Genomic DNA, 24,317 nt, shown 5'->3' with positions numbered 1-24,317 from the left:
AATACGGATCAGTAACGCAGCAGCGTAGCGCCCCAGGTAAAGCCACCGCCCACGCCTTCCAGCATCAGCATCTGTCCTCTTTGGATACGACCATCACGGACCGCTACATCGAGCGCCAAAGGAATGGAGGCCGCTGAAGTATTGCCATGTTCATCCACTGTCACCACCAGTTTTTCGAGTGGCAAACCCAGCTTTTTGCAAGTACCTTGCATGATACGAATATTGGCCTGATGAGGTATCAACCAGTCAATCGCATCAGCTGTCATTTCAGCAGCCTGCAAGACTTCATTGGCCACCTTTTCCAGCACATTGACTGCCAGCTTGAATACAGCCTGACCATCCATCTGCAAAAAGGCGCTTCCCTGTACCACACCGTTTTTAACATTACCTGGCACACAAAGAATGCCGACATGACTACCATCAGCATGCAGCTTAGTCGTCAAAATGCCGGGCTCTTCAGAAGCTGACAGGATAATGGCACCCGCGCCATCACCAAACAATACGCAAGTAGTACGATCCTGAAAATCGAGAATCCGGGAAAAGACTTCTGCACCAATAACCAAGGCATGGCGATACTGACCGGAGCGAATATAGAGATCTGCCGTCGACAAGGCATAAACAAAACCACTGCAGACAGCCTGGACATCAAAGGCAGCACAACCGGCAATGCCTAATTTATTTTGCACAATGCAGGCCGTGCTTGGGAAAACATAGTCTGGCGTAGAAGTAGCCACAATAATCAGATCAATCTGATCAGCTTGCAGCTGCGCCGCCTGCAACGCCTGGCGCGCCGCAGTCACAGCCAGATCACTGGTTAGCACACCATCATCAACGAAATGTCTGGCCTTGATACCACTGCGGCTATATATCCACTCATCGCTGGTTTCTATCCCTTGTTCTGCCAGCTGTGCTGCCAACTGATGATTACTGACTCGCCGTTCCGGCAATGCACTTCCTGTACCCGAGATTCTGGAATATCGCGCCATAAATTAGTATTTTTCTGATCAGGGAGCTGCTGTTGTAAAAGTGGATTGCTCGGTCAGCGTCGAATCGACAAACATACCGGGGCTAGTCAGATTTTGCACCGCCGGCCCCATTGCGGTCGTAATACGTTCAATCAAACCGTGGGCGGCTGCATGATAAGCTCGCTGCAAAGCCCACTCAAAAGCGTAAATGTCTGCAGAGCCATGGCTTTTAATGACGACACCACGCAAGCCCAGCAAACTCGCACCATTGTATCGACGATTATCAACGCGGCGCTTAAAGCGATTTAATACAGGCATAGCAGCCAAAGCTGCCAGCTTGGTTAACCAATTGCGGGAAAACTCTTCTTTGATGAAGCTGACAATCATCTGTGCCAGACCCTCCGAAGTCTTCAAAGCCACATTACCAACAAAACCATCACAGACAACAATATCCGTGGTGCCCTTGAAGATATCGTTGCCCTCCACATTGCCATAAAAGTTAAGACTGCTATTACGCAGCAACTCCCCGGCCTGCTTGATGATTTCATTGCCTTTAATGACTTCTTCACCGATATTAAGCAGGCCAACACTAGGTCTAGCCTTATCGTCCACCGCTGATACCAGAGCACTGCCCATGATGGCAAACTGCAATAGATGCTCGGGAGAACAATCCACATTAGCGCCCAGATCCAGCATGGTTGTAAAACCATTTTTTTGATTGGGCATCACGGTGGCAATTGCGGGACGATCAATACCCGGCAAAGTTTTGAGGATATAACGTGAAACTGCCATCAGTGCGCCAGTATTACCGGCTGAGATACAAGCCTGGGCACGCCCATCTTTCACCTGAGTGATAGCAACGCGCATGGAGGAATCTTTTTTCTTGCGCAACGCCAACTCGACGGGATCATCCATCTCGACAACCTCACTGGCATGCAAAACACTCAGGCGCGGCAAATCCTGCGCACCCAGCTTACGCAATTCAACACGAACAGCATCCTCCAGTCCAACAAGAATGAGCTCAACATCAGGAAATTTCGCAAGAAAACGAACTGCAGCGGGCACGGTCACAGCCGGACCAACATCTCCGCCCATACAGTCAATGGAAATAGTTATTGTCATGAGACCTTTGCCGAATTGCGGTTTGACAACAAAATCAATCGAACCGGAAGGTCTCAAGCTGCATCAAAATCATGCATGCGAATTCGCAACATGCCTTGTGATGCCAGACTCAATTATTCGTCGTTTTTGGTTTTAACGACTTTTTTGCCGCGATAGTAGCCGTTGGGGCTAATGTGGTGGCGCAGATGCTGCTCACCCGTTGTTGGTTCAACCGCCAGATTTGGGGCTACCAAGAAATCGTGTGAACGATGCATGCCGCGCTTGGACGGTGATTTTTTGTTTTGCTGAACTGCCATGATGACTCCTGAATTCGGAAGAGTTAATCCGCGATTCTAACATGTTCCCAAGCAATGTTCCAGTTTCAAGAAATTTTTGAGCTCACAAACCGGCAGGCAACGGCAAGCAATCATTTTTTATTCAGCTTAAGCTCAGCCAATTTGGCAAAAGGATTCGGTTTTTCTGAAGCACTGACTGCCTTGACTTCCGCTTCAACAGCCCCATCATTCTGCACCTGCTCAAAGAGATAGCAATCCTCATGCTTAGGCGCAATGGGCATACTTAATAACAGCTCATCTTCCACCAACTCGATCATATTGAATTGCTTGCTGCCAACGATGACATCAATTTCATCGTCATCCATCGGTGCTGCATCGGCCTCTTGCTCAGTGAGTACCACATCAAAGATTCTGGCAACATCGACTGTTATCAATACCGGCTGCAGGCAGCGCTGGCAAGTCATATGGATCTCACCAGCGCCTTGCAGCTCAAGTATGTTGGCATAGATCGAGGTACCCGGCCGCACCTTACGGGTAGCCTCAAGCACCCAATGAAAATGGACTCGATCCATTAGATCGGCACTTTTTAAAACCGATTCTGGGATATAGCTGGTCGCCCGCTCAAACACATCGGTAAAGGCAAGACCTCGACCGGCACCCTGCAAACGCACGCGATCAGCACATAATTCAAAAAGATTGATGGCTTGCAAGGCCTGTCCACGAAACGTTAAATTCATATTCATCCTACAATCATGCCCTGTCTTTATATACCGTCACAATGAAAAAAATATTACTGCTCGGGTCCAGCTCGCCATATCGGCAGGAGCTACTCAGAAGGCTGAAAATACCGTTTCAGATTATCTCACCGAACATCGATGAAACGCCCATAAATAATGAGTCTCCCGAAGCAACTGCGCTGCGGCTCTCATGCGAAAAAGCCATCGCTGCAGCGAATGCCTGGACATCGGCCCAACCACCACAAACCACCACTCAACTATGGGTGATCGGCTCTGATCAAGTCGCCACTTGCCAGGGAGAACAGATTGGCAAACCCGGCACGCATGCCAAAGCCGTCGAACAATTACGACGCATGAGCGGCCAGATCGTCACATTTCACTCAGCCCTGTGCCTGGCACACACAATAATCCCTGCTGCAACGCACACCAGTCAGTTTACATATCATTTACAAAAAATCAATGTGCAAACGCAGGTTCAGTATCGAAAACTGAACGATGCCATGATTGAAACCTATCTCCGCCTTGATCAACCCTATGATTGCGCGGGCAGCGCCAAGGCCGAGAGCCTCGGCATCGCTCTCACCGAGCGCATTGAATCGAGTGACCCGACTGCCATTACCGGACTACCGCTAATTGCCCTGTGCACAATGCTCGACAACGCAGGATTTGACGTCTTGCAGGAAGCCCAATCAATCTTATGAATCCAGGTCGACTCTATCTTTTACCCAATACGTTGGGAGACGTGGCAATCAATGACACGATGCCATTGCCTGTGGCGCAGATTGCAGCGCGCCTGACTTACCTCGTTGGTGAAAATGCCAAATCCACGCGCGCCTATTTAAAACGAGTCGCCGCGGTTACGCCGCTAGCCAAGCCCATTCAAGAAATTATGATTAGCGAATTGGATGTCAACACACCCGATCAACTACTTGCCAACCTGCTTGCCCCTATTTTGGCAGGCCAGGATGGCGGCATTGTTTCAGAAGCGGGCGTGCCGGCAGTAGCCGACCCAGGCGCGCGCCTAGTGGCACTGGCGCACACGCATGATGTCGAAGTGATTCCGCTGGTTGGCCCAAGTTCACTATTGCTGGCACTCATGGCATCAGGCCTGAACGGACAACGCTTTACTTTTTACGGCTATGTCCCCACTGATGCCGCTACCCGGGCCAGCACACTCAAAAAACTGGAAGAGCGCTCACGCAAGGAAAAAGAAACCCAGATTCTGATTGAAACGCCCTATCGCAATGGCGCACTGTTTGATGCCCTGATCAACATACTGCAGGCTCGTACACGATTGTGCGTGGCGACCGACCTGACCTTGCCAAGCCAGCAAATTCGCACATTAGCAATCAGTCAGTGGAAAAAACAGCGCCCCGCCTTTGACAAAAAACCGACTGTGTTTCTTTTTCTGGCCGATTGACTGGATATATACCCCCATAGGGTATAAAAATAGAAGATTATTTAAAGCACTTAAGGAGCATGGTTTTCACACATACTCCTTAAAAAGGCTTATTTCAAAAGAAATTTCCCAGAACTCAGCAAGGCTTTGACAGCGCCCTGACCAAACGAGGCGCCAAACCGTTTGGCGACACGCTCGGCCAGATTTTCTTGCGGCGTATAGTCCACAATATCTTCCGCCTTGATGACATCGCGCGCCACCGAATCCACCGTACCGAAATCGTCTGCCAGCCCCATCGCCACACTTTGCTGACCACTCCAGAACAAACCGGAGAAAGTATCAGCCTGCTCTTTAAGGCGATCGCCCCGACCTGTTTTCACGACCTCAATAAATTGCTGGTGAATCTGTTTGAGCATGTTTAACGCAAATTCTTTTTGCTTATCGCTCACTGGCGAAAACGGATCAAGAAAGCCTTTATTTTCACCGGCAGTCAACAAACGACGCTCCACACCAACCTTATCCATGACACCAGTAAAACCAAAACCATCCATCAACACACCAATCGAGCCGACAATGCTGGCCTTGTCGACAAAAATCTTGTCCGCAGCAACGGCGACATAATAACCACCCGAGGCACAGATCTCTTCCACCACCACATACACGGGCACCTTGGGATGCTCTTCGCGCAGCCGGCGAATTTCATCATTCATCATCCCAGCCTGCACCGGCGAACCACCCGGGCTATTAATGCGCAGCACTACGCCCTGGGTACCCGAATCTTCAAACGCACTTTGCAAGGCACTATTGATATTGCTGGCGCTGGCCAGGCCATCAGCACTGATTTCACCTTCCAGATTAATTAGTGCGGTATGAGGGCTGGTCGGATTAACGATAGTTTTTTTCTCGACCGTCATCGCATACCAGATACCGCCAACAATCAGACTCAAGGTCAGCAGACGCATGAAGATACTCCAGCGGCGCGCCGAGCGTTGCTCACGCACATTGGCCAGCAGGAGTTTTTCAATCACTTCGCGCTCCCAGCCTGAATTGCCACTGGCTGTGATTTCTTTTTTATCTGGCGTGGCACGGCGCAAAACTTCTTCCATGGGATTGACAGTGCGATTAGGGTCGAATTCTGGCTCGGTGCGAGCCGATTCGTTGGGTAAATTGGGATCAGTCATGATAGGTAAATAGTCAGGCCAGCGGTGGTCGAATACCGTCAGAAGGTGTCCAGTATACCCAACCGTCCTGCTCAAATACATGTAATTTGGTTAAACCAATGCGCTGCAGGCGAATATGCTCGCAAATACCGTTGTCAGGCCGATATAAATAGCCGTGTACCGAACACATCAAGAACTGTTTGGTGGAATCAAAAAATTCGCCGTGCTGCCAATCCAGTTCGACCGATACATGAATGCAGCGGTTGACATAGGCCTGCACCTTGCCCTGATAGCGCACCACAAAAGCGGTGGCCTGCTCACCAAAATAATTGATGGGAAAGCGAAAACCCTTGTCGCTCTCCAATAAACTGTCACTACTGCAAAGCTGTACAGACAAACTCTGACCGTCACCTTCGCTCATAGATTCTCCTGCAACCAACCGTGCAACTCAGGGACTGTTTTAGCCACATACATTGGGGCATGCTCAAGCAAAATCGGTAAAGGATGAGCGCCATAAGCTACCCCGACCGCCTTGGCACCTGCATTGGCGGCCATTTGTAGATCATGGGTAGTGTCACCGATCATCAGTGTCTTTTGCATATCCTGCCCAAGAAAACGAGTCAACTCCAACAACATGGCCGGATTGGGCTTGGAAAAAGTCTCATCGGCACAACGCGTGGCATCAAATAAATGGGTAATACCTGCCTGACTCATGGCCCGATTTAACCCCACACGTGATTTACCCGTCGCCACGGCCAAAAAGTAACCCTGCCCACGCAATTGATCCAGCATGGGCCGAATCCCGCTAAAGAGTTCCAGCTCATGATCCTTACTTAAATAATGATGACGATAACGCTCTGACATACGCCCATAATCGGCTTCAGGCAAACTTGGCACCGCCATGCGCAAAGCATCACCCAGCCCCAGACCGATCACATGACTGGCAACATCATCACCCGGCACGGGCAAAGACAAATCTCGACACGCAGCCTGAATCGAGCGTGTAATCGCCACGGTCGAATCCATCAAGGTGCCATCCCAGTCAAATACCACCAGATTAAATTTCCTGCTCATCACGCCCAACCTTTAAAAGTCATTCAATATTGACCTGCAAATCACGCAGTGCTGCCAGACCGGTCACATCGCCTTGCTGCCCCAATCGCGCTAATAAGGCGCCGCACTCTTCAGGCAAATGCGCTGTCACACCCACTTTGGCTTCGGTTCGTGGATGGATAAACGAAAGTTGATGGGCATGCAGGAACATCCGTTTAAATCCAAGCCCACCCTGGGCAAATGAGCGCGCCATGGTTTTATTCAAGTCATAAAGGCCATATTTTTCATCGCCCAATATGGGAAAACCAGCAGCCTGCAGATGCACTCGAATCTGATGAGTACGGCCAGTCTTTAACGTAGCGCGAACCAGAGTAAATGACTGGCCAGCTCCCTCAAAATGACCCAACACATCGAATATCGTGTGCGATTGTTGTCCCGTCGGATCAACCCGCACGCGTCGCTCACCGTCAGCCAACAAGTACTTCAACAAGGGCTGCTTGGCATGAAAGCGCTTTTTATCAATATGGCCCACCACCAGCGCCAAATAAGATTTACCGACTAAATCATCACCCGATTCATTGCGAATTTGCGTATGCAGATGAGTCAAGGCACTGCGTTTTTTGGCTACCAGCAAAACACCTGAGGTTTCTCGATCCAGACGATGCACCAGTTCCAAAAATTTGGCTTGTGGACGCTGAGCACGCAAGGCCTCAATCACGCCCAGACTAATGCCAGAACCGCCATGCACCGCCACTCCGGCGGGTTTATTAATTACCAAAAGCGCTTCGTCCTCCAGCAAAACCGGAAAAGCCAGTCGCTCGGCCTGCTGTTGCAGGTGCTGCTCATCACGCGCGGCAGATTTTTCTTCCATACGGATTGGCGGCACCCTGACTCTATCGCCAATTTTCAGTCGATAGGTCGCATCAATTCGGCCCTTGTTGACCCGCACTTCACCGGAGCGCAAGATCCGGTAAACATGGCTCTTGGGTACGCCCTTAAGTACCCTGAGCAAATAATTATCAATCCTTTGCCCCTCCGCTCCCTCATCAATATTGTGATAGGAAACACTGAGTGCCGGACCGCCAAGCGGCCTGTTTGTTGAAGCGGAGTCGGGAATAGTCATGCGAGCAATCTTTGAAAGAATGAAAATTGTAGATGATTCAAGAACTTGCCGCCTTTTCTTTGTTTAATTCTATTTTGCAACTGCGCCAGCTTATGCCTATAATGAGCCGTCTTTGCTGATTTTGTGAGCAGCGCCGTATTGCAGATTGATGTCAAACCGACATTTTCCCATGCATTGTTGCTGGCGCCAGCACCGTCAAAGACAAAATGTTGATTTGCTATACCTTGCCCTCCCCAATTGGGTGTGCAGGATGGAATGCCCAAAGCTTGAAGCGCTTCAAGCTCACTGGTTAGTTGCAATTGACGGAGAAAAATTATTGCTCATTGGTACAGGCTGTTTAGATTATGCGGCTGGCCAGTGGGTTATTTGCAAAGAAGTTGTTTGCTGCAAGAGTTGAAATCGAATCATGCAATATCGGCTCAGGTCGATGCATCCCGAAACGGGATAAATTGTCATAGATTCAATGCAGCGACTCGAGGAAGATAACAAGAGTTCGATTCAGATGACACAACAAGTAGTCCAGAAATTGCTGAAAACAGGTTGACCACTTCGCTGGCGCTTGCGCCGGGCGTGAATGTGGCGGCTGCTGTTAGCCTGGATCACTAAAAAACAGTTGTTTCAAGTAGTTGTTTCGCATGCTCAAGCTAATGCGCGCTACCTGATTTACTGCTACCGTTCTTTCTGAAATCATTGTTCTTCGCGCCGCGCAGTTCACTATTTGCCAACAATTGATGGGTTGATCTGTCCTGGTTACGGTATCTTGTACCATCCACCAGGCTCTCACATACAGGTAACCCAGCCTGCCTTTCTCTGCCGACACGCCTGCAACTCATTCCTTTCTGCTCCCTGGGCCACAAGGTTCACATGGAGAAAAAGAATGAAACGCATGTTGTTTAATGCAACGCAGCAAGAAGAATTGCGCGTTGCTATCGTCGATGGACAAAAACTGATTGACATTGATATTGAATCCGCTGGCCGTGAGCAGCGCAAAAGCAATATCTACAAAGGTGTCATCACCCGTATTGAACCCTCGCTGGAAGCCTGTTTTGTCAATTATGGTGAAGAGCGTCACGGCTTTTTGCCTTTCAAGGAAGTGGCTCGCGCCTATTTCAAAGAAGGTGTTGAAGTTCGCTCTGCGACCATCAAGGAAGCCCTGAAAGAAGGCCAGGAACTGATTGTTCAGGTTGAAAAGGAAGAGCGCGGCAATAAGGGCGCCGCGCTGACGACCTTTATCTCGCTGGCTGGCCGTTATCTGGTGCTGATGCCCAACAACCCACGTGGTGGTGGTGTTTCACGCCGGGTTGAAGGCGAAGAGCGCCAGGAACTGCGTGAAGCCATGGACCAGCTGCAAATGCCTGGCGGCATGAGCGTGATTGCCCGCACTGCCGGGATTGGTCGCAACGTTGAAGAATTGCAGTGGGATTTGAACTATCTGCTGCAACTGTGGGGCGCCATTGATGAAGCAGGTCAAACCTCTTCGGGTGCCTTCCTGATCTATCAGGAATCCAGCTTGGTGATTCGCGCCATTCGCGATTACTTCCAGCCAGATATTGGCGAAATTCTGATCGACACGCCCGAAGTCTACGAACAGGCTCGCCAGTTTATGGCGCACGTGATGCCCGACAATGTCAATCGCGTCAAACTGTATCGCGACGATGTACCGCTGTTTGCCCGTTTCCAGATTGAGCATCAGATTGAAACAGCCTATTCACGCATGGTGCCCCTACCTTCTGGTGGCGCGATCGTAATTGACCATACCGAAGCCCTGGTGGCGATTGATGTGAACTCAGCACGCGCGACCAAAGGTTCGGACATTGAAGAAACGGCCACACGCACCAACCTGGAAGCGGCTGATGAAGTTGCCCGTCAGCTGCGTCTGCGCGATCTGGGTGGCCTGATTGTGATCGATTTTATCGATATGGAATCCGGCAAAAACCAGCGCGAAGTCGAGCAGCGCCTCAAAGATGCCCTGCACTTTGACCGCGCTCGTGTGCAAATGGGCAAGATTTCGCGCTTTGGCCTGATGGAGTTGTCACGCCAGCGCCTGCGTCCAAGTCTGTCCGAAGGCAGCCATATCACTTGCCCACGTTGCAATGGTACTGGCCATATCCGCGATACGGAATCTTCTGCTCTGCAAGTATTGCGCATCATCCAGGAAGAAGCCATGAAAGAAGGCTCTGCCGCCATTCACGTGCAGGTGCCAGTTGAAGTGGCCGCCTTCCTGCTCAATGAGAAACGTGCTGAAATCAACAAGATCGAATCACGTCTCAAGGTCAATATTGTGCTGATTCCTAACAAGCATCTGGAAACGCCGCATTACAAGCTGGAACGCCTGAAACATGATGATCCACGCCTGGATGACATGAAAGCCAGTTACACCATGGTGGTAGAAGCCGAGTTGGAAAACCATCAGGATCATGGTCCAACCAGCAAAAAAGAAGAAGTCGTCAAACCACGCCAGGAAGCCGCCGTAAAAGGCATTACACCTGCACAGCCGGCACCGGTGATTGCCAAACCACTGGAAGCACCAGCGCTTGCCTCACCAGCAGCCACCACAGAAGCACCTAAAGGCTTGCTGTCCTGGATCATGGGTGTCTTCAAGAAACCCGAGCCAACGCCACCGCCGGCACCGGTTGTGGTGGCAACACCAGCTGCCGAACCTGCACGCCGTGGTAATGGCCGTCGTGATGGCCGTGGCGAGCGCGGCGAAGGTCGCAATGACAATCGCAGTGGTGAGACCCGCCGCAATGGTCGTGGTGAAGGTCGCAATGACAACCGCACTGAAGGTGGTCGTCGCAATAGTCGTAATCAGGATACTCGCGGCAATGAAGTCGAGGCCAAACTGGATACAGCCAAGGTTGAAGGCAATGCCGAGGTTGTCAATCCAGACAAGCCACAACAGGGTCGTCAACGTCGTGAACGCGGCGAAGGCCGCAATGACAATCGTCGTGAGCGCAATAAATCTGTCGAGGCAGAAGACAGCAACTTGTTGGCCACTGCTGGCACTGCCGCACTCGCTGCCACGGCGGCTGGCGCAACCTTGCTACCGTCAGCTGATCTGAATGCTGACGTGGCACAAAATGTCGACAATGCACCCGTTTTGGCGGATGGTGAAGAAGCCGCACAGGAACGCAGTGGCCGTAGTCGCCGTGGCCGTCGCGGTGGCCGCAACCGTAATCGTCGTGACCGCGTGGAAGGTCAGGAAGGTCAAGAGGGTCAGGATGCCGAAACCGGTAATGAACAGGAAAGTAACTTCAATGGTTTTGAAGCTGCTCCCCAAATTGCCGCACCAGCTGCCACCAGCCTGGCTGAAACACCTGCTCAACCATCAATAGCCCAGGAAGTTGCCGAGAACACTGCTCAGGTCAATCAGGCTCCAGAGCCTGTTGCTTCTGAACCTGTTGCTCAAACCGTCATTGCCGCAACGTCAGTTTCACCAGCATCAGTTGCACCAGCATCAAACTGGACACTGACCGATGTGACGCCCGTTCTGCAAGCCAGTATGCCAGCACCTGGTGATACCACCCCAACTGTAGCGCCGGTTTTGACTTCAGCTCCAAGTGCAACAACAATCGTTGAGCCAGTCGTCACCCCGGTCGTGATTGAAGCAGTAGCCGCAACGGCTGTACCTGTTGTGACACATAGCGAAGCACCTGTGGTGGCTGAACAGCCAACGCCAATCATCAGTGAAGCCGCAGTCGCAGTACCTTTTGCTGCCGCACCAGTTACGGCCAGTCATCCGCTAGCCGCCTCAGTGCCTAAAGGACTGAGTGTGCCTGAGCTGCAATCAGTCTTGTCCGACGTGGGTCTGACCCTGGTATCAACCGATGCCAGCAAGCATGAGGCCGCACAACGCGCTGCAGCCGCTTTGCCCAAGCCGGTACATCAGCCCCGAGAACGTGCACCACTGCCACCGATCTCCAATGAACCTCTGGTTCAAGTGGAAACACGACCCAACGCTTGATCTGATTTAAATTCAGATTGAATATGGCGACAAGGCGATTCTTCGGAATCGCCTTTCTTTTATATCTGCCATTGCGGTTATCCAATCTCCAACCGATACCTCAAAAAATATATAAATAATGGAGTATCAATTAAAATAACCCACTTTAAGTGCGTATTTATTAGTGGTTAAAAAATACACTACGGGTGTATATTTCATCAGTCCATGCAATCAAATTCCTCATCGACAATGCGTCGACAACTCACCTGCAACTTGTTGCCAGCCGTGCTACTGTCTGACTTGCATTGCCAATCGAGCCCCCTCACCACACCATGAGCACACGTAACACGCCTTTACCCGTCATACCCATTCGGGATTTGCGCTCAACCAATCCACTCCCCTTGCCTGCTGCCCATATGGTGATTGACGCACCATTGCAGGATCGCTGGCAACGCCCCTTACGTGATTTGCGGATCTCGGTGACTGATCGCTGCAATTTTCGTTGTGTTTACTGCATGCCGCGTGAAGTGTTTGACCGTGACTATCCATTTTTACCGCATGCCGATTTACTTAGTTTTGAAGAAATCACGCGCCTTGCCAAAGCCTTTGCGGCACAAGGTGTGGAAAAAATCCGCCTGACCGGCGGCGAGCCCCTGTTGCGCAAGCATTTGGAACGACTCATTGAAATGCTGGCAAGCATCATCACACCAACCGGCAAACCGCTAGATATCACGCTCACCACCAACGGCTCGCTATTGGCCAAAAAAGCCCAAAGCCTCAAGGATGCCGGCCTCAACCGAATCACCGTATCGCTGGATGCGCTTGACAATGCCGTCTTCAAGCAAATGAACGATGCCGACTATGCCGTGGCCGAAGTGCTCGCGGGGATTGAGGCAGCACAAGTGGCCGGCCTCAATCCAATTAAAGTGAATATGGTTGTCAAACGCGGCGTCAATGACAGCGAGCTGGTTCCGATGGCGCAGCATTTCAAAGGCAGCGGCGTGATTTTGCGCTTCATTGAATACATGGACGTTGGCACCTCCAATGGTTGGCAAATGGATGACGTGGTCACCGCCAAAGACATGCTGGCACGTCTGCAGGCGACATTACCTTTGGTTAAACTGGCACGCAATTATCCGGGTGAAACCGCCCAGCGCTGGGCACATGCCGATGGTAGTGGTGAACTGGGCATCATCGCCAGCGTCACCCAGGCGTTTTGTGATGATTGCACGCGCGCACGCCTGTCGACTGATGGCAAACTTTATCTTTGCCTGTTTGCTAACCAAGGCTATGATTTACGCCACTTATTGCGCAGCAACCCAACGGTCGATGCAACCGCATTGCAAGCCACCATCTCCGCCATCTGGCAACAGCGCGACGACCGCTATTCGCTCCTTCGTACTGAAGCCACCCCACTGGGTGATGCCAATCAGTCCCGCACTACACGCACTAACAAAATAGAAATGAGTTACATCGGTGGCTGAAACAGCCCAAGTCATATCGTCCGAACACATCACCGGCCTGGTGCTGGCGGGTGGCCAATCGACCCGTATGGGTGGCAAAGACAAAGGTCTGCTGGTGCTGCAAGATCGCCCCCTGATTGCCCATGCAATTGATCGACTCAAACCACAGGTCGGCCCGATATTGATCAGCGCCAACCGGCATCTGGAAAAATACCTGACCTTCAAGTGGCCAGTCATCAACGACTCAATAGCTGGCTATCCTGGCCCACTGGCTGGCATCCTGGCCGGCTTGCAGCGTTGTGCCACGCCTTATATGCTGGTGGTGCCCTGCGACAGCCCGACATTGCCAATGGATCTGGCAACAAGGTTGGCCAACGCCATCACACCAGCACACCAGCACGCAGCTGCGGTGGTCGTCAGCCCCAATGGCCTGGAGCCATTGTTCTGCCTTTTGCAACCGCAGCATGCCACATCGCTGGAAAAATATTTGCAAAGTGGTCAGCGCAAAGTCGTGCCTTGGCTTAAAAGCCTGCCACTGGCTCAGGTAAACTTTGATGATATCAAGGCATTTGCCAATCTCAACACCCCTGAAGACCTGCAACAAATTTCATCATCATGACCACAACCACACTTGCAACCCTGACCAGCTGTCTGTCCGATTACGATCCCAATGCACTCTCCGTTGCATCGGCACAGCAACTGATCACGCAATTCATCACACCTTTGCAGTCATACGAAAAACTGGCGCTACGCAGCGCACTGGGTCGCGTGCTGGCCGCTGATGTGATTTCCCCCATCAACGTGCCTGCCCATAACAACTCGGCCATGGATGGTTATGCGCTTAAGGGTGATGATCTTGCCAATGGTGCGCAGCAATTTACCATCGTTGGCAAATCACTGGCCGGTCATGCATATATGGGCAAGGTAGCATCAGGTCAGGCCATTCGCATCATGACTGGCGCGGTAATGCCGGCTGACTGCGATACCGTGATTCCACAAGAGTTTACTGAAGCCGACGGCACACAAATGCGCATTGCGCAAGGCCAGTTCAAGTGCGGCGATAACCGCCGTCTGGCGGGTGAAGACTTGGCCCAGGGTGGCATTGCCATCGCCCGGGGAAAATTGCTACGTCCAGCCGACATCGGCATGCTGGCCTCGTTGGGGATTGCCGAAGTGCGGGTTGTACGCCGTCCACGCGTGGCTTTCTTTTCAACTGGTGATGAATTGCGCTCAGTGGGTGAAGTGCTTGATGAGGGTTGTGTGTATGACTCCAATCGCTATACCTTGCATGGCATGTTGACCAGACTGGGTTGCGACATACTTGATATGGGTCTGGTACGTGATGACCCAGCCAGTCTTGAAGCTGCCTTGCGCACTGCCTGCGAAAATGCCGATGCCATTATCACCACCGGCGGTGTGTCAGTTGGTGAGGCCGACTTCATTAAAAACTTGATGGTGCAACTCGGCGAGGTTGCTTTCTGGAAAATCAATATGCGTCCTGGCCGCCCTTTTGCGTTTGGGCAAATCAGCCATGGCCCGCATCAAGCCTATTTGTTTGGCTTACCGGGTAACCCCGTCTCAGCCGCTGTCACCTTTTATCTGTTGGTGCGCAATGCCCTACTCAAATTACTGGATACAGAAAGCCCTTTGCCCAAGGTCAGTGCTGCGCTTTCACAGGTGATTCGCAAAAAAGCCGGGCGAGCTGAATTTATGCGTGGCATTGCCGAAATGAAAGATGGTCAGCTCACCGTTCGGCTGACTGGTGCACAAGGTTCAGGCATATTGAGTTCCATGGGACAAGCCAACTGCCTGCTCTGCCTGCCCGCAGAAGACAAAGAATTTGCCGTCGGGCAAGCGGTGCCCATCTTGTTATTTGATGGTCTAGCCTAAACCACTTAGTAACCTAGCAACCGACGTAAACAGTGGTTTAAAGACACCATAGACCATTACTGCTCATAGTGGTGGCATGTGCCAGCCCCCAAAAACCGGCCAGCAAAATCAGGCCACCCATCAATTTACGAAAACGGGATTGCACCAGCTGACGCAGCCAATGCATTCCCAGTAACCAGTGTGGCAAGGTTCCCAGACCAAACAGCAACATGACCAGTGCACCTTGCCAAGGATCATTGGCAAGCATGGCGAGCAGCAAGACACTGTAAACCAGTGAACACGGTACTGCGCCCCAAATCATCCCAAGCAATAGGTTGCGCCAAATACGGTCGGCGGGCAGCAGCTTACGTGTAATGGGCGAGGTGTGTTGCCAGATTAATGCGGCCTTGGCTTCCAGTGGCGCAAGAAACTTTTGCATTTGCATACCGAGCAGCAGCTTGAGCCCCACCACAATCAGGGTAACCTGCACAAAAAGAAACAGCGTCATCTGCAACCAGCTGACATGAGCAATCAAAAATTGCAATTGCTTACTGAACGTCGCCACCAGAAAACCCAATAGGGTGTAGGTTGCAATCCGCCCAATATGATATGCGCCAACCAGCCACCTGCTTTGCTGCAGTGGTATTGCTGCGGTGGAATTTATGTCGACAATAGGGATGATCTTACGAGCCGCAGCCGCATCACGCTGACGACCAACCTTCAAGGCCGAAGCAACACCGCCACACATGGACAAACAGTGCAGACCGCCTAACAGCCCAGCTGTCATGGCGGCTGCAAACAGACTAACATTCATGCTCACACTCTGATCTCACCTCCAATTTGGGGCTTAATCATATCATCTTCGAATATTTACGCCTGGCCACGTCTTCGCGCAGATATCGATCGAATAGTGCCGCAATCGGTCGGACAAATAAGCGTCCGACTTCCGTTATAGAAAGCCAGCGCGCAGAGCGCTGGATAAAACCCGCTTCTTGAAAAGGAGCAAGGGAAGATAACTCCGCCTCAAAATATTGGGTAAAGGAAATCAAATAGGCTTGCTCAATGGCCTCAAAAGACACTTCGCCTTGACACATCAAAGCCATGATCACAGAACGCCGAATCAAATCGTCGATAGACAGAGTCAATCCGCGTACCACTGGCAACTTACCTTGGTCCAGGGCATCGTAATAGCTATCCAGAGAACGATCATTCTGGCTATAACTTGTGCCAATCTTACTGATGGCAGAGACACCAAAAGCCACCAAATCGGTTTCAGCCTGAGTCGAGTAGCCCTGAAAGTTACGGTGTAACTGCCCTGTTTTCATGGCGCGAGCGAGCTCATCATCGGGCCTGGCAAAATGATCCATGCCGATGTAGACATAACCCGCATCCAACAGTCGTTGCTGAGCATTGAGAAACAGTTCGACTTTCTCTTGGGGTGCAGGCAAATCCTGGGCATTAATACGTCGCTGCGGCTTGAAGCGCTCAGGTAAATGAGCATAGCTATACAGTGCAATACGTTCCGGCTGCAAGGCCAATACTGCATCAAGTGTTTTAGCAAAACTAGCCCGCGTCTGGAACGGCAAACCATATATCAGATCAAGATTGATGGAATCAATCCCCGCAGCACGAGCCTCTTCCATCGTACGAATTGTCATATCCGCCGGCTGAATACGATGTACTGCACGCTGCACCTGTGGATCGAAGTCCTGAACGCCAATACTCAGACGAGTAAAACCCAGCTCGACCAATTCAGTAATAGTGCCTGGTGCAGTCGTTCTTGGATCAATTTCAATTGCATATTCACCATCGGGATCGAGTTCAAAACGGCTTCTTAAAAACTCAAATAAACGACGTATTTCTGCGATGGAAAGAAACGTTGGGGAACCGCCTCCCCAATGCAAATGGGTCACCTTCTGCGTACCACCAATTGATGGCAGAGTCAGGTCAATTTCTTTTTCCAGATAATCCAGGTATTTTGCAGCCTGACCGTGATTTTTGGTGATGACCTTATTACATGCGCAGTAATAGCAAATGGAGGCACAAAACGGAATGTGCACATAAAGAGATAGTGGCCCAGAGCCTGCCATGCCACCAAAATGGGAGGAAAGCTGCTCACGGCGCTGCAAAGCAACCCGATAAGCATCTTCATCATAGGCTTCAACAAACCGATCCGCTGTTGGATAAGACGTGTAACGTGGCCCCGGCTTGTCAAACCGGGCAATCCACTCACGTAAATGTGCTAGTTCAGTCACAGTATTCATAGCGTGACTATGCGCCAAGCTCTCCGGATATACCTTGATCAAAGTCAAGATGCTGCAAAGTCGCTTAAGGCAAAATGATTCTATTGACATAACACAAACTGGCGTACATCATGCGGATAGACATTCACCCTGACTCACACGTCAATCGCCCAACCATGAACCGTACAGAATCCCACTCACCCACCATGGAACGCCTGCGCGTTGCCTGTTCCAATTGCAATTTGCGTGAGTTATGCCTACCAATCGGGCTGACCAATCAGCAACTTGAGTCACTTGATGAGCTGGTCTATACCCGAAAAAAAGTGCAACGCGGTGAAACACTGTTTCATGCAGAAGACAAGTTCACATCGCTTTACGCGATTCGTGTTGGTTTTTTTAAAACGCGGATCAATGCACCTGATGGTCGTGATCAAGTTACCGGCTTTCAGATGAGTGGTGAAATTTTGGGCATGGATGGTATTGGTACTGACCGGCATACCTGCGATGCCGTGGCTTTGGAAGATAGCGAAGTCTGTGTTATTCCATTTTCGCGCCTGGAAGATCTGTCACGCGACTTTGTCCAGTTGCAACACCACTTTCATAAAGTCATGAGTCGCGAGATTGTGCGTGAGCATGGTGTCATGATGTTGCTGGGCAGTCTTCGCGCAGAAGAAAGACTGGCAACTTTCCTACTCAATTTGTCACAGCGTTTTGCTTCACGCGGCTATTCATCCAGTCAGTTTGTACTGCGCATGACACGCGAAGAAATCGGCAGTTACCTGGGACTCAAACTGGAAACAGTCAGCCGTACTTTATCGAAATTTCAAGACGAAGGCTACATCACCGTTCAGCAAAAGAACGTCCATATTCTGCAACCTGATAGATTGCGCCAATTGGTTGGAAGTAACGCTGGCAGCTGCCAATAAATCAAATATTGAAACATTCAACAAGCTCGAAATTTGGCGGCGTGTCGAAAACTTATTTGAACAGTTTAACTGTCAAACTAGCATTGATCCCACGCGCTTCCATCCGATACTTAACAGATTTGATTTGAAATCATTTCAAGAGCGTGGACTTTTTAAAGTCAATCCACGCTTCGAAATAGCAATGACGATTAATCGTGCTTCTGCAGAAATAAAGTCAAGGCACTGGCTGTTGAACCCAATAGCCAAAACGCCAAAAAGCCAATGGTATAGGCAGCTCGCGCTGGAATTTCAATCGGCTCGCCTGAAAAAAGCAATTCATTCGGGCCAAAAATACTGAAAAAAACTCCTGTTGCCGGAATCGCCATCAAAAAGCCAGGCCAGAGTACTAGCATGAGTTTTTGAGCAAAATGTCCTTCGGATAAGGCTTCCTGATTCACCACATTCCACCTCTTGAAAAAGGGGTAAACGTTATGATGAACTCAATGTCAACGAGTGCTGTTGTGGATTGAGCCATCGGCCTGACAGGCGCCAGTCAGGAGTTTCAATAATCATATCCCAGCGCACTGTTTGCGCATCCAGTTTGATATCTGCCTCATAAATACCCCTGCTTTCAGAAGTAATGATGAGCATTTTGTCCTCAGTTGCCTTTACTGGATGTGCTAGGCGAATTGTAAGAGTGTCTGGAAGGGATTGACCACTGAGGTTTATACGGATACGTCCAGTATCATCGTTGTAACTGACCAGCGCCGTCATGCCCAAATCCCGGGCCTTGTCGGTACGGGCCAGTGTCTGATTGATTGCCAGACCGCGTTTATAGTAGTCCTCGGCCACCACCCCATCCGCAGAACGAAAAGCAATCACTGCGGTAGCCGTACCAGCAATCACAACGATCAAAGGTCCCGCAGCAAGCAAGAATGGCCAAGGCTCGCGATACCAGGGTTTACCCTTTGCGACATCGACTTGCTTAACTGTGGCGGTTGAAGACATATTTTCCTTGGGTTGGATTAACGAGGTATTAAAAATACGGACTTTTCCTTGACCTTCACGTCCTCATTGTCCATTGAGCGAATTTCAAAATAGAGTTTATTGGAGCCTGTCTGCCCTACACCTGCAGGGACTTGAACACGGATGGGGACAATCTGGCTCGTCGCGCCAGGAATGACAAAATGATCATTCAATAAAATCTTGGCGCCATCCAGACCATCAACTGCCACTTCAAAATGCTGCTCAACTTCTTGCGTATTCATGATCTGCAGGCGATAAATATTTTCGACTGCACCATCATCGACTATCTTGCCCATTGAGCCACGATCTCGAATGACATCCACTTTCAGTGGTACACGCAGAACCAATGTGGTCATCATCGCAAAGGCAACAATCGACAGTATGCCAGTATAAATCAGCGTTCTTGGTCGCATCATGCGCCAGAACAATTCTTCACGAGACAATCCTTCTTCAAGACCATTCTCCGTGTCGTAACGAATCAGCCCGCGAGGATAATTCATCTTGTCCATCACTTGATCGCAGGCATCAATACAGGCAGCACAGCCAATACATTCATACTGCTGACCTTGACGAATATCAATCCCAACCGGGCAGACCTGTACACAGATACTGCAATCGACACAGGAACCCAAACCCAATTGAGTTTGATCATCTTTTTTACTGCGGCCACCACGTGGCTCACCGCGTTTGTAATCATAGGTGACAACTAAGGTATCCCTATCAAACATGGCTCCTTGAAAACGAGCATATGGGCACATGTACTTGCAAACCTGTTCACGCATATAGCCAGCGTTACCATATGTCGCAAAGGCATAAAAGAACATCCAGAAGGCTTCCCAAGGTCCAAGCGAAACTTGCATGACTGAGTTAGCCAAATCATGAATTGACGTAAAGTAACCAACGAAAGTAAATCCGGTCCACAAGGCGATGGCAATCCATACCAATTGTGTTGTTGATTTCAGGACAAACTTCTTAATCGAAAAAGGCTCGCTGTCCAGTTTCATGCGGCGGGCACGATCACCTTGTATCTTATGTTCTACCCACATGAAAATTTCTGTATAGACGGTTTGTGGGCAAGCATAGCCACACCACAATCGACCACCAATTGCGGTAAATAAGAATAAAGAAAATGCTGATATGACAAGCAGGGCAGCAAGATAAATAAAATCTTGCGGCCAAAGCACCAAACCAAAAATATAAAACTTACGGGTAAGCAGATCAAACAGAACCGCTTGACGTCCATTCCATGACATCCATGGCAGACCATAAAATATTAATTGGGTAAACCAAACCAGTGCCCAGCGCCATGCGGCAAACCAGCCATGGACTGCGCGGGGATATATTTTCTTTTGGACTTCATACAAAGACATCTCGACAAAGTCCGTCTGCCCCGCTCCATCATTGGCAGCTGAATTAATCGCCGCCTTGGGTTGAAAGACAAGTGGCTTAACAACCGACTCTTTTGATGGATCAGGGACAGAAGACATGCTTACCTTTGTATGCCGTAAACGACAGTTATTACTTCACACTACTTGCTACTGCTAGCTGGACTTGCACTCGCAATTGCATCCTGATTGGAGAGGCTCCAGATATAGGCGGCCAGAATATGCACCTTTTCTTTACCCAGGAACTTCTCATGCGCAGGCATCGTACTATCGCGACCTTTATTGATGGTCTGCATGATGTTTTCAACACCACCGCCGTGCAACCAGATCTTGTCAGTCAGATTAGGTGTACCCAAAGCTTGATTACCTTTGCCTTCAGGACCATGACATGCTGCACAAACCGCAAATTTCGGCTTGCCGAGTTGAGCACGCAATGGATCACCGCCACCGCCTGATAATGTCGCCACATAGTTAGCCACATTGCGAACGTCATCTTCACCGCCCACGGCCGCTGCCATGGAAGGCATTACACCATGACGACCGTTTAAAATAGTGGTTTCAATAACGTCAGGCTCACCACCATAGAGCCAGTCTTTATCAGTGAGGTTAGGATAACCCTTGTTACCGCCAGCATCCGAACCATGACATTGGGCGCAATAGTTGATGAATAATTTTTCACCAATCTTGCGTGCATCAGGATCGGCGGCCACAACCTTTAAATCCTCTTGCATGTACTTGGCATAGATGGGGCCATAATCTTTATCTGCAGCAGCCACTTCTTTAGCATGTGCATTGGCTGACGTCCACCCCAAGGAACCTTTGTATGATCCGAGGCCAGGGTAAAGATAGAGGTAACCCAAGCTGAACACAATAGTGATCACAAACATCCACAACCACCAACGCGGTAGCGGGTTGTTAAGCTCCACCAAGTCTTCGTCATAGATGTGACCCGTTGTTGCCACATTACCTTGTGCATCGCGTGGTGCCTTGTACTTGGCAAGTACAAACAACAACCACGCGCAAGCCAGAATACCACCCAGTGTGATTACTGTAATGTAAATACTCCAGCCTTCATTGAAAAAATCAGCCATGATGACCCTCGACTACTTGATTGATTATTGTTGGTTCTTCCTGGAACGGCAGATTGGCTGCCTCCTCAAAATCGCGCTTGTTACGGCCAGAATAAGCCCACAACACAATCCCCACAAACACCAGGAAACTGACTAATGTCGATACTGCTCTCAATAGATTGACGGCTTGCTCATCCATATCAATTCCTTTCCTTGATGGCAGTACCTAACACCTGCAGGAAGGCAATCAGTGCATCTTGTTCTGTTTTGCCTTTGGCCAGCTCCGTGGCTGTTGCCATATCTTCTTCGGTGTAGGGAACACCAACCATGCGCAATGCCTTCATTTTGGCTGGGATGATTTCTGCATCAACCTGATTTTTTGACAACCAAGGATAGGCTGGCATATTGGACTCTGGTACGACATCGCGAGGATTGTTCAAGTGAGCGCGATGCCAGTCATCGGAATAACGGCCACCAACACGGTGCAGATCAGGACCGGTACGTTTACTACCCCACTGGAACGGGTGATCGTAAACAAACTCACCGGCAACAGAGTAATGACCATAACGTTCGGTTTCTGCTCGGAAAGGACGGATCATTTGTGAATGGCAGTTATAACAGCCTTCACGAATATAAATATCGCGCCCAGCCAATTGCAGGGAGGTATAAGGCTTGAGGCCTTCTACCGGTTGTGTTGTGCTCTTTTGGAAAAACAGCGGAACGATTTCCACCAAGCCGCCAAAGCTGACCACCAGCAAAACCAGAATGATCAACAAGCCGGTATTTTTTTCAATAATCTCGTGATTAAATTTCATGATGTGATCCCCTCTTAGGCGTGTGCATGGTGTGCTTGAACCTGTGGAATCCTGGCATCCACTGCCTGTCCTCCAGCCACGGTTTTGATCACGTTATAAGCCATTAACAACATGCCACTCAGGTACAGCAGGCCACCAATCATGCGTACGACGTAATAGGGGAAAGTTGCCTTCACACCCTCTACAAACGTGTATGTCAAAGTACCGTCAGGGTTAACTGCACGCCACATCAGACCCTGCATCACACCGGCAATCCACATCGAGGCGATGTACAGAACAATGCCCAAGGTTGCGATCCAGAAATGCGCTTCAATCAGTTTGACTGAATACATTTCTTTCTTGCCAAACAAACGTGGAATCAGGAAGTAGATGGAACCGATAGACACCATACCAACCCAGCCCAAGGCACCGGAGTGAACATGACCAACCGTCCAATCAGTGTAATGAGATAAAGAGTTGACAGTTTTGATCGCCATCATCGGGCCTTCAAACGTACTCATGCCGTAGAAGGACAAAGACACAATCAAAAACTTCAGAATTGGATCATCACGCAGTTTGTGCCAGGCACCTGACAAAGTCATGATGCCGTTGATCATGCCACCCCAGCTGGGTGCCAGCAGAATCAGCGAGAACACCATACCCAGTGACTGGGTCCAATCGGGCAAAGCGGTGTAATGCAGATGGTGAGGGCCCGCCCACATATAGGTGAAAATCAGCGCCCAGAAATGCACAATTGACAGACGATAAGAATAAACCGGACGCTCGGCTTGTTTAGGGATGAAGTAATACATCATGCCCAAGAAACCGGCTGTCAGGAAAAAACCCACTGCATTGTGACCATACCACCACTGAATCATGGCATCTTGAGCACCAGCATAGGCAGAGTAGGACTTGGTCAGGGACACTGGAATCTCTGCACTATTCACAATATGCAGCAAAGCCACTGTCAGAATAAATGCGCCAAAAAACCAGTTGGCCACATAAATATGTGAAACTTTTCGCTTGATCAAGGTACCAAAGAATACGACCGCATAAGAAACCCAAACAACGGCAATCAACAAATCGATTGGCCATTCCAGTTCGGCATATTCTTTACCGGAAGTAAAACCCAGTGGCAGGGAAATGGCTGCCAGCACAATCACCAGTTGCCAGCCCCAAAAAGTAAATTGCGCCAGCGCAGGAGCAAACAATCGTGTCTGACAGGTTCGCTGCACAACATAGTAAGAAGTTGCAAACAAGGCACAGCCACCAAATGCAAAAATCACCGCATTGGTATGTAACGGCCTTAATCGACCATACGTCAGCCAAGGGATCCCCATATTGAGCTCGGGGAATGCCAGTTGAGTAGCGATCCAGACTCCCACCAACATACCCACAACGCCCCATAGAACCGTTGCCAACGCAAATTGCCGCACTACTTTATATTCGTAATGCCCTTCCAAGGTTGTAGCCATTTTCCTGCCTCTTTTTAAAATTGAATTCAGCGCAATCCAGCATTTTAAGGGTAAACCATTATTGGCGCACGTCATTGACGTGAATCAACGGTAGGCAAAATACTGCTTATTTATCTGCCTACTCATCTGGTTACGACTCTTCACTGTGTTGTTTTACATCGTCTTTTGGTCGATCATCGTCTTCCAGGATCATGCGCCCCGCCTGCTCCAGGTTTTCAAATTGATTGCTATTGACTGCCCACCAAAAAATAGCGCCGATTAGAAACACCAGCACAAGAGAAAGTGGCACCAGTAGGTAGAGTGTTTCCAT

26 protein-coding genes are annotated in these 24,317 nt (G+C 50.0%); 8 read left to right on the top strand and 18 right to left on the bottom strand.

Annotation, left to right across the window (positions count from 1 at the left end; all coding sequences use genetic code 11):
- Positions 1-8 precede the first annotated feature (8 nt).
- The 4 genes from ACMYR3_RS03275 to ACMYR3_RS03260 form a co-directional block, all read right to left on the bottom strand.
- Positions 9-986: a beta-ketoacyl-ACP synthase III gene (locus tag ACMYR3_RS03275; protein ID WP_424194477.1), complete on the bottom strand. Its 978-nt coding sequence runs from the start codon at positions 984-986 to the stop codon at positions 9-11.
- Positions 987-1,004: 18 nt separating this feature from the next.
- Positions 1,005-2,087 (bottom strand): phosphate acyltransferase PlsX, encoded by a 1,083-nt coding sequence (gene plsX, locus ACMYR3_RS03270; RefSeq protein ID WP_424194475.1) that lies wholly within the window; start codon positions 2,085-2,087, stop codon positions 1,005-1,007.
- A gap of 113 nt (positions 2,088-2,200) precedes the next feature.
- Entirely contained in the window at positions 2,201-2,383 is a 183-nt protein-coding gene (gene rpmF, locus ACMYR3_RS03265; protein WP_424194473.1) for a 50S ribosomal protein L32, read from the bottom strand.
- 110 nt (positions 2,384-2,493) lie between these two features.
- Entirely contained in the window at positions 2,494-3,099 is a 606-nt protein-coding gene (locus ACMYR3_RS03260; RefSeq protein WP_424194472.1) for a DUF177 domain-containing protein, read from the bottom strand.
- 41 nt (positions 3,100-3,140) lie between these two features.
- Here ACMYR3_RS03260 and ACMYR3_RS03255 point away from each other — a divergent pair, with 41 nt between their 5' ends.
- Both ACMYR3_RS03255 and ACMYR3_RS03250 read left to right on the top strand, forming a co-directional pair.
- The gene (locus tag ACMYR3_RS03255; RefSeq protein ID WP_424194470.1) at positions 3,141-3,800 is read left to right on the top strand and encodes a Maf family nucleotide pyrophosphatase; all 660 of its coding nucleotides are present in this window, start codon (positions 3,141-3,143) and stop codon (positions 3,798-3,800) included.
- Complete coding sequence (locus ACMYR3_RS03250) at positions 3,797-4,519, top strand: SAM-dependent methyltransferase (RefSeq protein WP_424194468.1); 723 nt, start codon at positions 3,797-3,799, stop codon at positions 4,517-4,519. Before ACMYR3_RS03255 ends, ACMYR3_RS03250 begins: the two co-directional genes overlap by 4 nt.
- Before the next feature lie 89 nt (positions 4,520-4,608).
- Here ACMYR3_RS03250 and ACMYR3_RS03245 read toward each other — a convergent pair whose 3' ends face one another.
- Genes ACMYR3_RS03245 through ACMYR3_RS03225 form a run of 5 tightly spaced genes read right to left on the bottom strand, consistent with a single transcriptional unit; the run spans position 4,609 to position 8,133 of the window.
- Positions 4,609-5,679, bottom strand: a complete 1,071-nt coding sequence (locus ACMYR3_RS03245) for a S49 family peptidase (protein WP_424194466.1) — start codon at positions 5,677-5,679, stop codon at positions 4,609-4,611.
- A gap of 13 nt (positions 5,680-5,692) precedes the next feature.
- Positions 5,693-6,079, bottom strand: coding sequence for a Rieske (2Fe-2S) protein (locus ACMYR3_RS03240; RefSeq protein ID WP_424194464.1), 387 nt, complete (start codon positions 6,077-6,079; stop codon positions 5,693-5,695).
- On the bottom strand, positions 6,076-6,732 hold the full coding sequence (locus ACMYR3_RS03235) for an HAD-IIIA family hydrolase (protein ID WP_424194462.1): 657 nt from the start codon (positions 6,730-6,732) through the stop codon (positions 6,076-6,078). Before ACMYR3_RS03235 ends, ACMYR3_RS03240 begins: the two co-directional genes overlap by 4 nt.
- A gap of 19 nt (positions 6,733-6,751) precedes the next feature.
- Positions 6,752-7,834: an RluA family pseudouridine synthase gene (locus ACMYR3_RS03230; protein ID WP_424194460.1), complete on the bottom strand. Its 1,083-nt coding sequence runs from the start codon at positions 7,832-7,834 to the stop codon at positions 6,752-6,754.
- A complete protein-coding gene (locus ACMYR3_RS03225) occupies positions 7,831-8,133 on the bottom strand; it encodes a hypothetical protein (protein ID WP_424194458.1) in 303 nt (100 codons plus the stop codon). The genes ACMYR3_RS03230 and ACMYR3_RS03225 overlap by 4 nt, the downstream gene beginning before the upstream one ends.
- A gap of 578 nt (positions 8,134-8,711) precedes the next feature.
- Here ACMYR3_RS03225 and ACMYR3_RS03220 point away from each other — a divergent pair.
- From ACMYR3_RS03220 to glp, 4 genes are all read left to right on the top strand, one after another.
- A complete protein-coding gene (locus tag ACMYR3_RS03220) occupies positions 8,712-11,798 on the top strand; it encodes an Rne/Rng family ribonuclease (protein WP_424194456.1) in 3,087 nt (1,028 codons plus the stop codon).
- A gap of 311 nt (positions 11,799-12,109) precedes the next feature.
- The gene (moaA, locus tag ACMYR3_RS03215) at positions 12,110-13,261 is read left to right on the top strand and encodes a GTP 3',8-cyclase MoaA (protein WP_424194454.1); all 1,152 of its coding nucleotides are present in this window, start codon (positions 12,110-12,112) and stop codon (positions 13,259-13,261) included.
- Positions 13,254-13,859, top strand: coding sequence for a molybdenum cofactor guanylyltransferase MobA (mobA, locus tag ACMYR3_RS03210; protein ID WP_424194452.1), 606 nt, complete (start codon positions 13,254-13,256; stop codon positions 13,857-13,859). Before moaA ends, mobA begins: the two co-directional genes overlap by 8 nt.
- A complete protein-coding gene (gene glp / locus ACMYR3_RS03205; protein WP_424194450.1) occupies positions 13,856-15,130 on the top strand; it encodes a gephyrin-like molybdotransferase Glp in 1,275 nt (424 codons plus the stop codon). The genes mobA and glp overlap by 4 nt, the downstream gene beginning before the upstream one ends.
- Before the next feature lie 37 nt (positions 15,131-15,167).
- On the opposite strand, the gene ACMYR3_RS03200 is transcribed toward glp, so the two are convergent.
- Positions 15,168-15,923, bottom strand: coding sequence for a sulfite exporter TauE/SafE family protein (locus ACMYR3_RS03200; protein WP_424194448.1), 756 nt, complete (start codon positions 15,921-15,923; stop codon positions 15,168-15,170).
- A gap of 37 nt (positions 15,924-15,960) precedes the next feature.
- Positions 15,961-17,373 carry an oxygen-independent coproporphyrinogen III oxidase gene (hemN, locus tag ACMYR3_RS03195; protein WP_424194446.1) on the bottom strand — a complete coding sequence of 471 codons (1,413 nt, stop codon included), beginning with the start codon at positions 17,371-17,373 and terminating at the stop codon, positions 15,961-15,963.
- 155 nt (positions 17,374-17,528) lie between these two features.
- Here hemN and fnr point away from each other — a divergent pair, with 155 nt between their 5' ends.
- Positions 17,529-18,278 (top strand): fumarate/nitrate reduction transcriptional regulator Fnr, encoded by a 750-nt coding sequence (fnr, locus tag ACMYR3_RS03190; RefSeq protein ID WP_424196342.1) that lies wholly within the window; start codon positions 17,529-17,531, stop codon positions 18,276-18,278.
- Positions 18,250-18,615, top strand: a complete 366-nt coding sequence (locus tag ACMYR3_RS03185) for a hypothetical protein (protein ID WP_424194444.1) — start codon at positions 18,250-18,252, stop codon at positions 18,613-18,615. Before fnr ends, ACMYR3_RS03185 begins: the two co-directional genes overlap by 29 nt.
- A gap of 131 nt (positions 18,616-18,746) precedes the next feature.
- On the opposite strand, the gene ACMYR3_RS03180 is transcribed toward ACMYR3_RS03185, so the two are convergent.
- The 7 genes from ACMYR3_RS03180 to ccoS all read right to left on the bottom strand — a co-directional run bounded on the left by ACMYR3_RS03180 (position 18,747) and on the right by ccoS (position 24,317).
- The gene (locus ACMYR3_RS03180; protein ID WP_424194442.1) at positions 18,747-19,265 is read right to left on the bottom strand and encodes a FixH family protein; all 519 of its coding nucleotides are present in this window, start codon (positions 19,263-19,265) and stop codon (positions 18,747-18,749) included.
- 17 nt (positions 19,266-19,282) lie between these two features.
- Complete coding sequence (gene ccoG, locus ACMYR3_RS03175; protein ID WP_424194440.1) at positions 19,283-20,770, bottom strand: cytochrome c oxidase accessory protein CcoG; 1,488 nt, start codon at positions 20,768-20,770, stop codon at positions 19,283-19,285.
- A gap of 41 nt (positions 20,771-20,811) precedes the next feature.
- Complete coding sequence (ccoP, locus tag ACMYR3_RS03170) at positions 20,812-21,759, bottom strand: cytochrome-c oxidase, cbb3-type subunit III (protein WP_424194438.1); 948 nt, start codon at positions 21,757-21,759, stop codon at positions 20,812-20,814.
- Entirely contained in the window at positions 21,752-21,937 is a 186-nt protein-coding gene (locus ACMYR3_RS03165) for a cbb3-type cytochrome oxidase subunit 3 (protein ID WP_424194436.1), read from the bottom strand. Before ACMYR3_RS03165 ends, ccoP begins: the two co-directional genes overlap by 8 nt.
- Before the next feature lies 1 nt (position 21,938).
- Positions 21,939-22,553, bottom strand: coding sequence for a cytochrome-c oxidase, cbb3-type subunit II (gene ccoO, locus ACMYR3_RS03160; protein WP_424194435.1), 615 nt, complete (start codon positions 22,551-22,553; stop codon positions 21,939-21,941).
- Between the two features lie 14 nt (positions 22,554-22,567).
- A complete protein-coding gene (gene ccoN / locus ACMYR3_RS03155; protein ID WP_424194432.1) occupies positions 22,568-24,007 on the bottom strand; it encodes a cytochrome-c oxidase, cbb3-type subunit I in 1,440 nt (479 codons plus the stop codon).
- A 130-nt stretch (positions 24,008-24,137) separates the two neighbouring features.
- A complete protein-coding gene (gene ccoS / locus ACMYR3_RS03150) occupies positions 24,138-24,317 on the bottom strand; it encodes a cbb3-type cytochrome oxidase assembly protein CcoS (RefSeq protein ID WP_424194430.1) in 180 nt (59 codons plus the stop codon).

This window comes from Ampullimonas aquatilis (assembly GCF_049675895.1).
Taxonomy (GTDB): Bacteria; Pseudomonadota; Gammaproteobacteria; order Burkholderiales; family Burkholderiaceae_D; genus Ampullimonas; species Ampullimonas aquatilis.
Note: the sequence above shows the minus strand (reverse complement) of the source record. Positions and strands in the feature narration are given on the sequence as shown.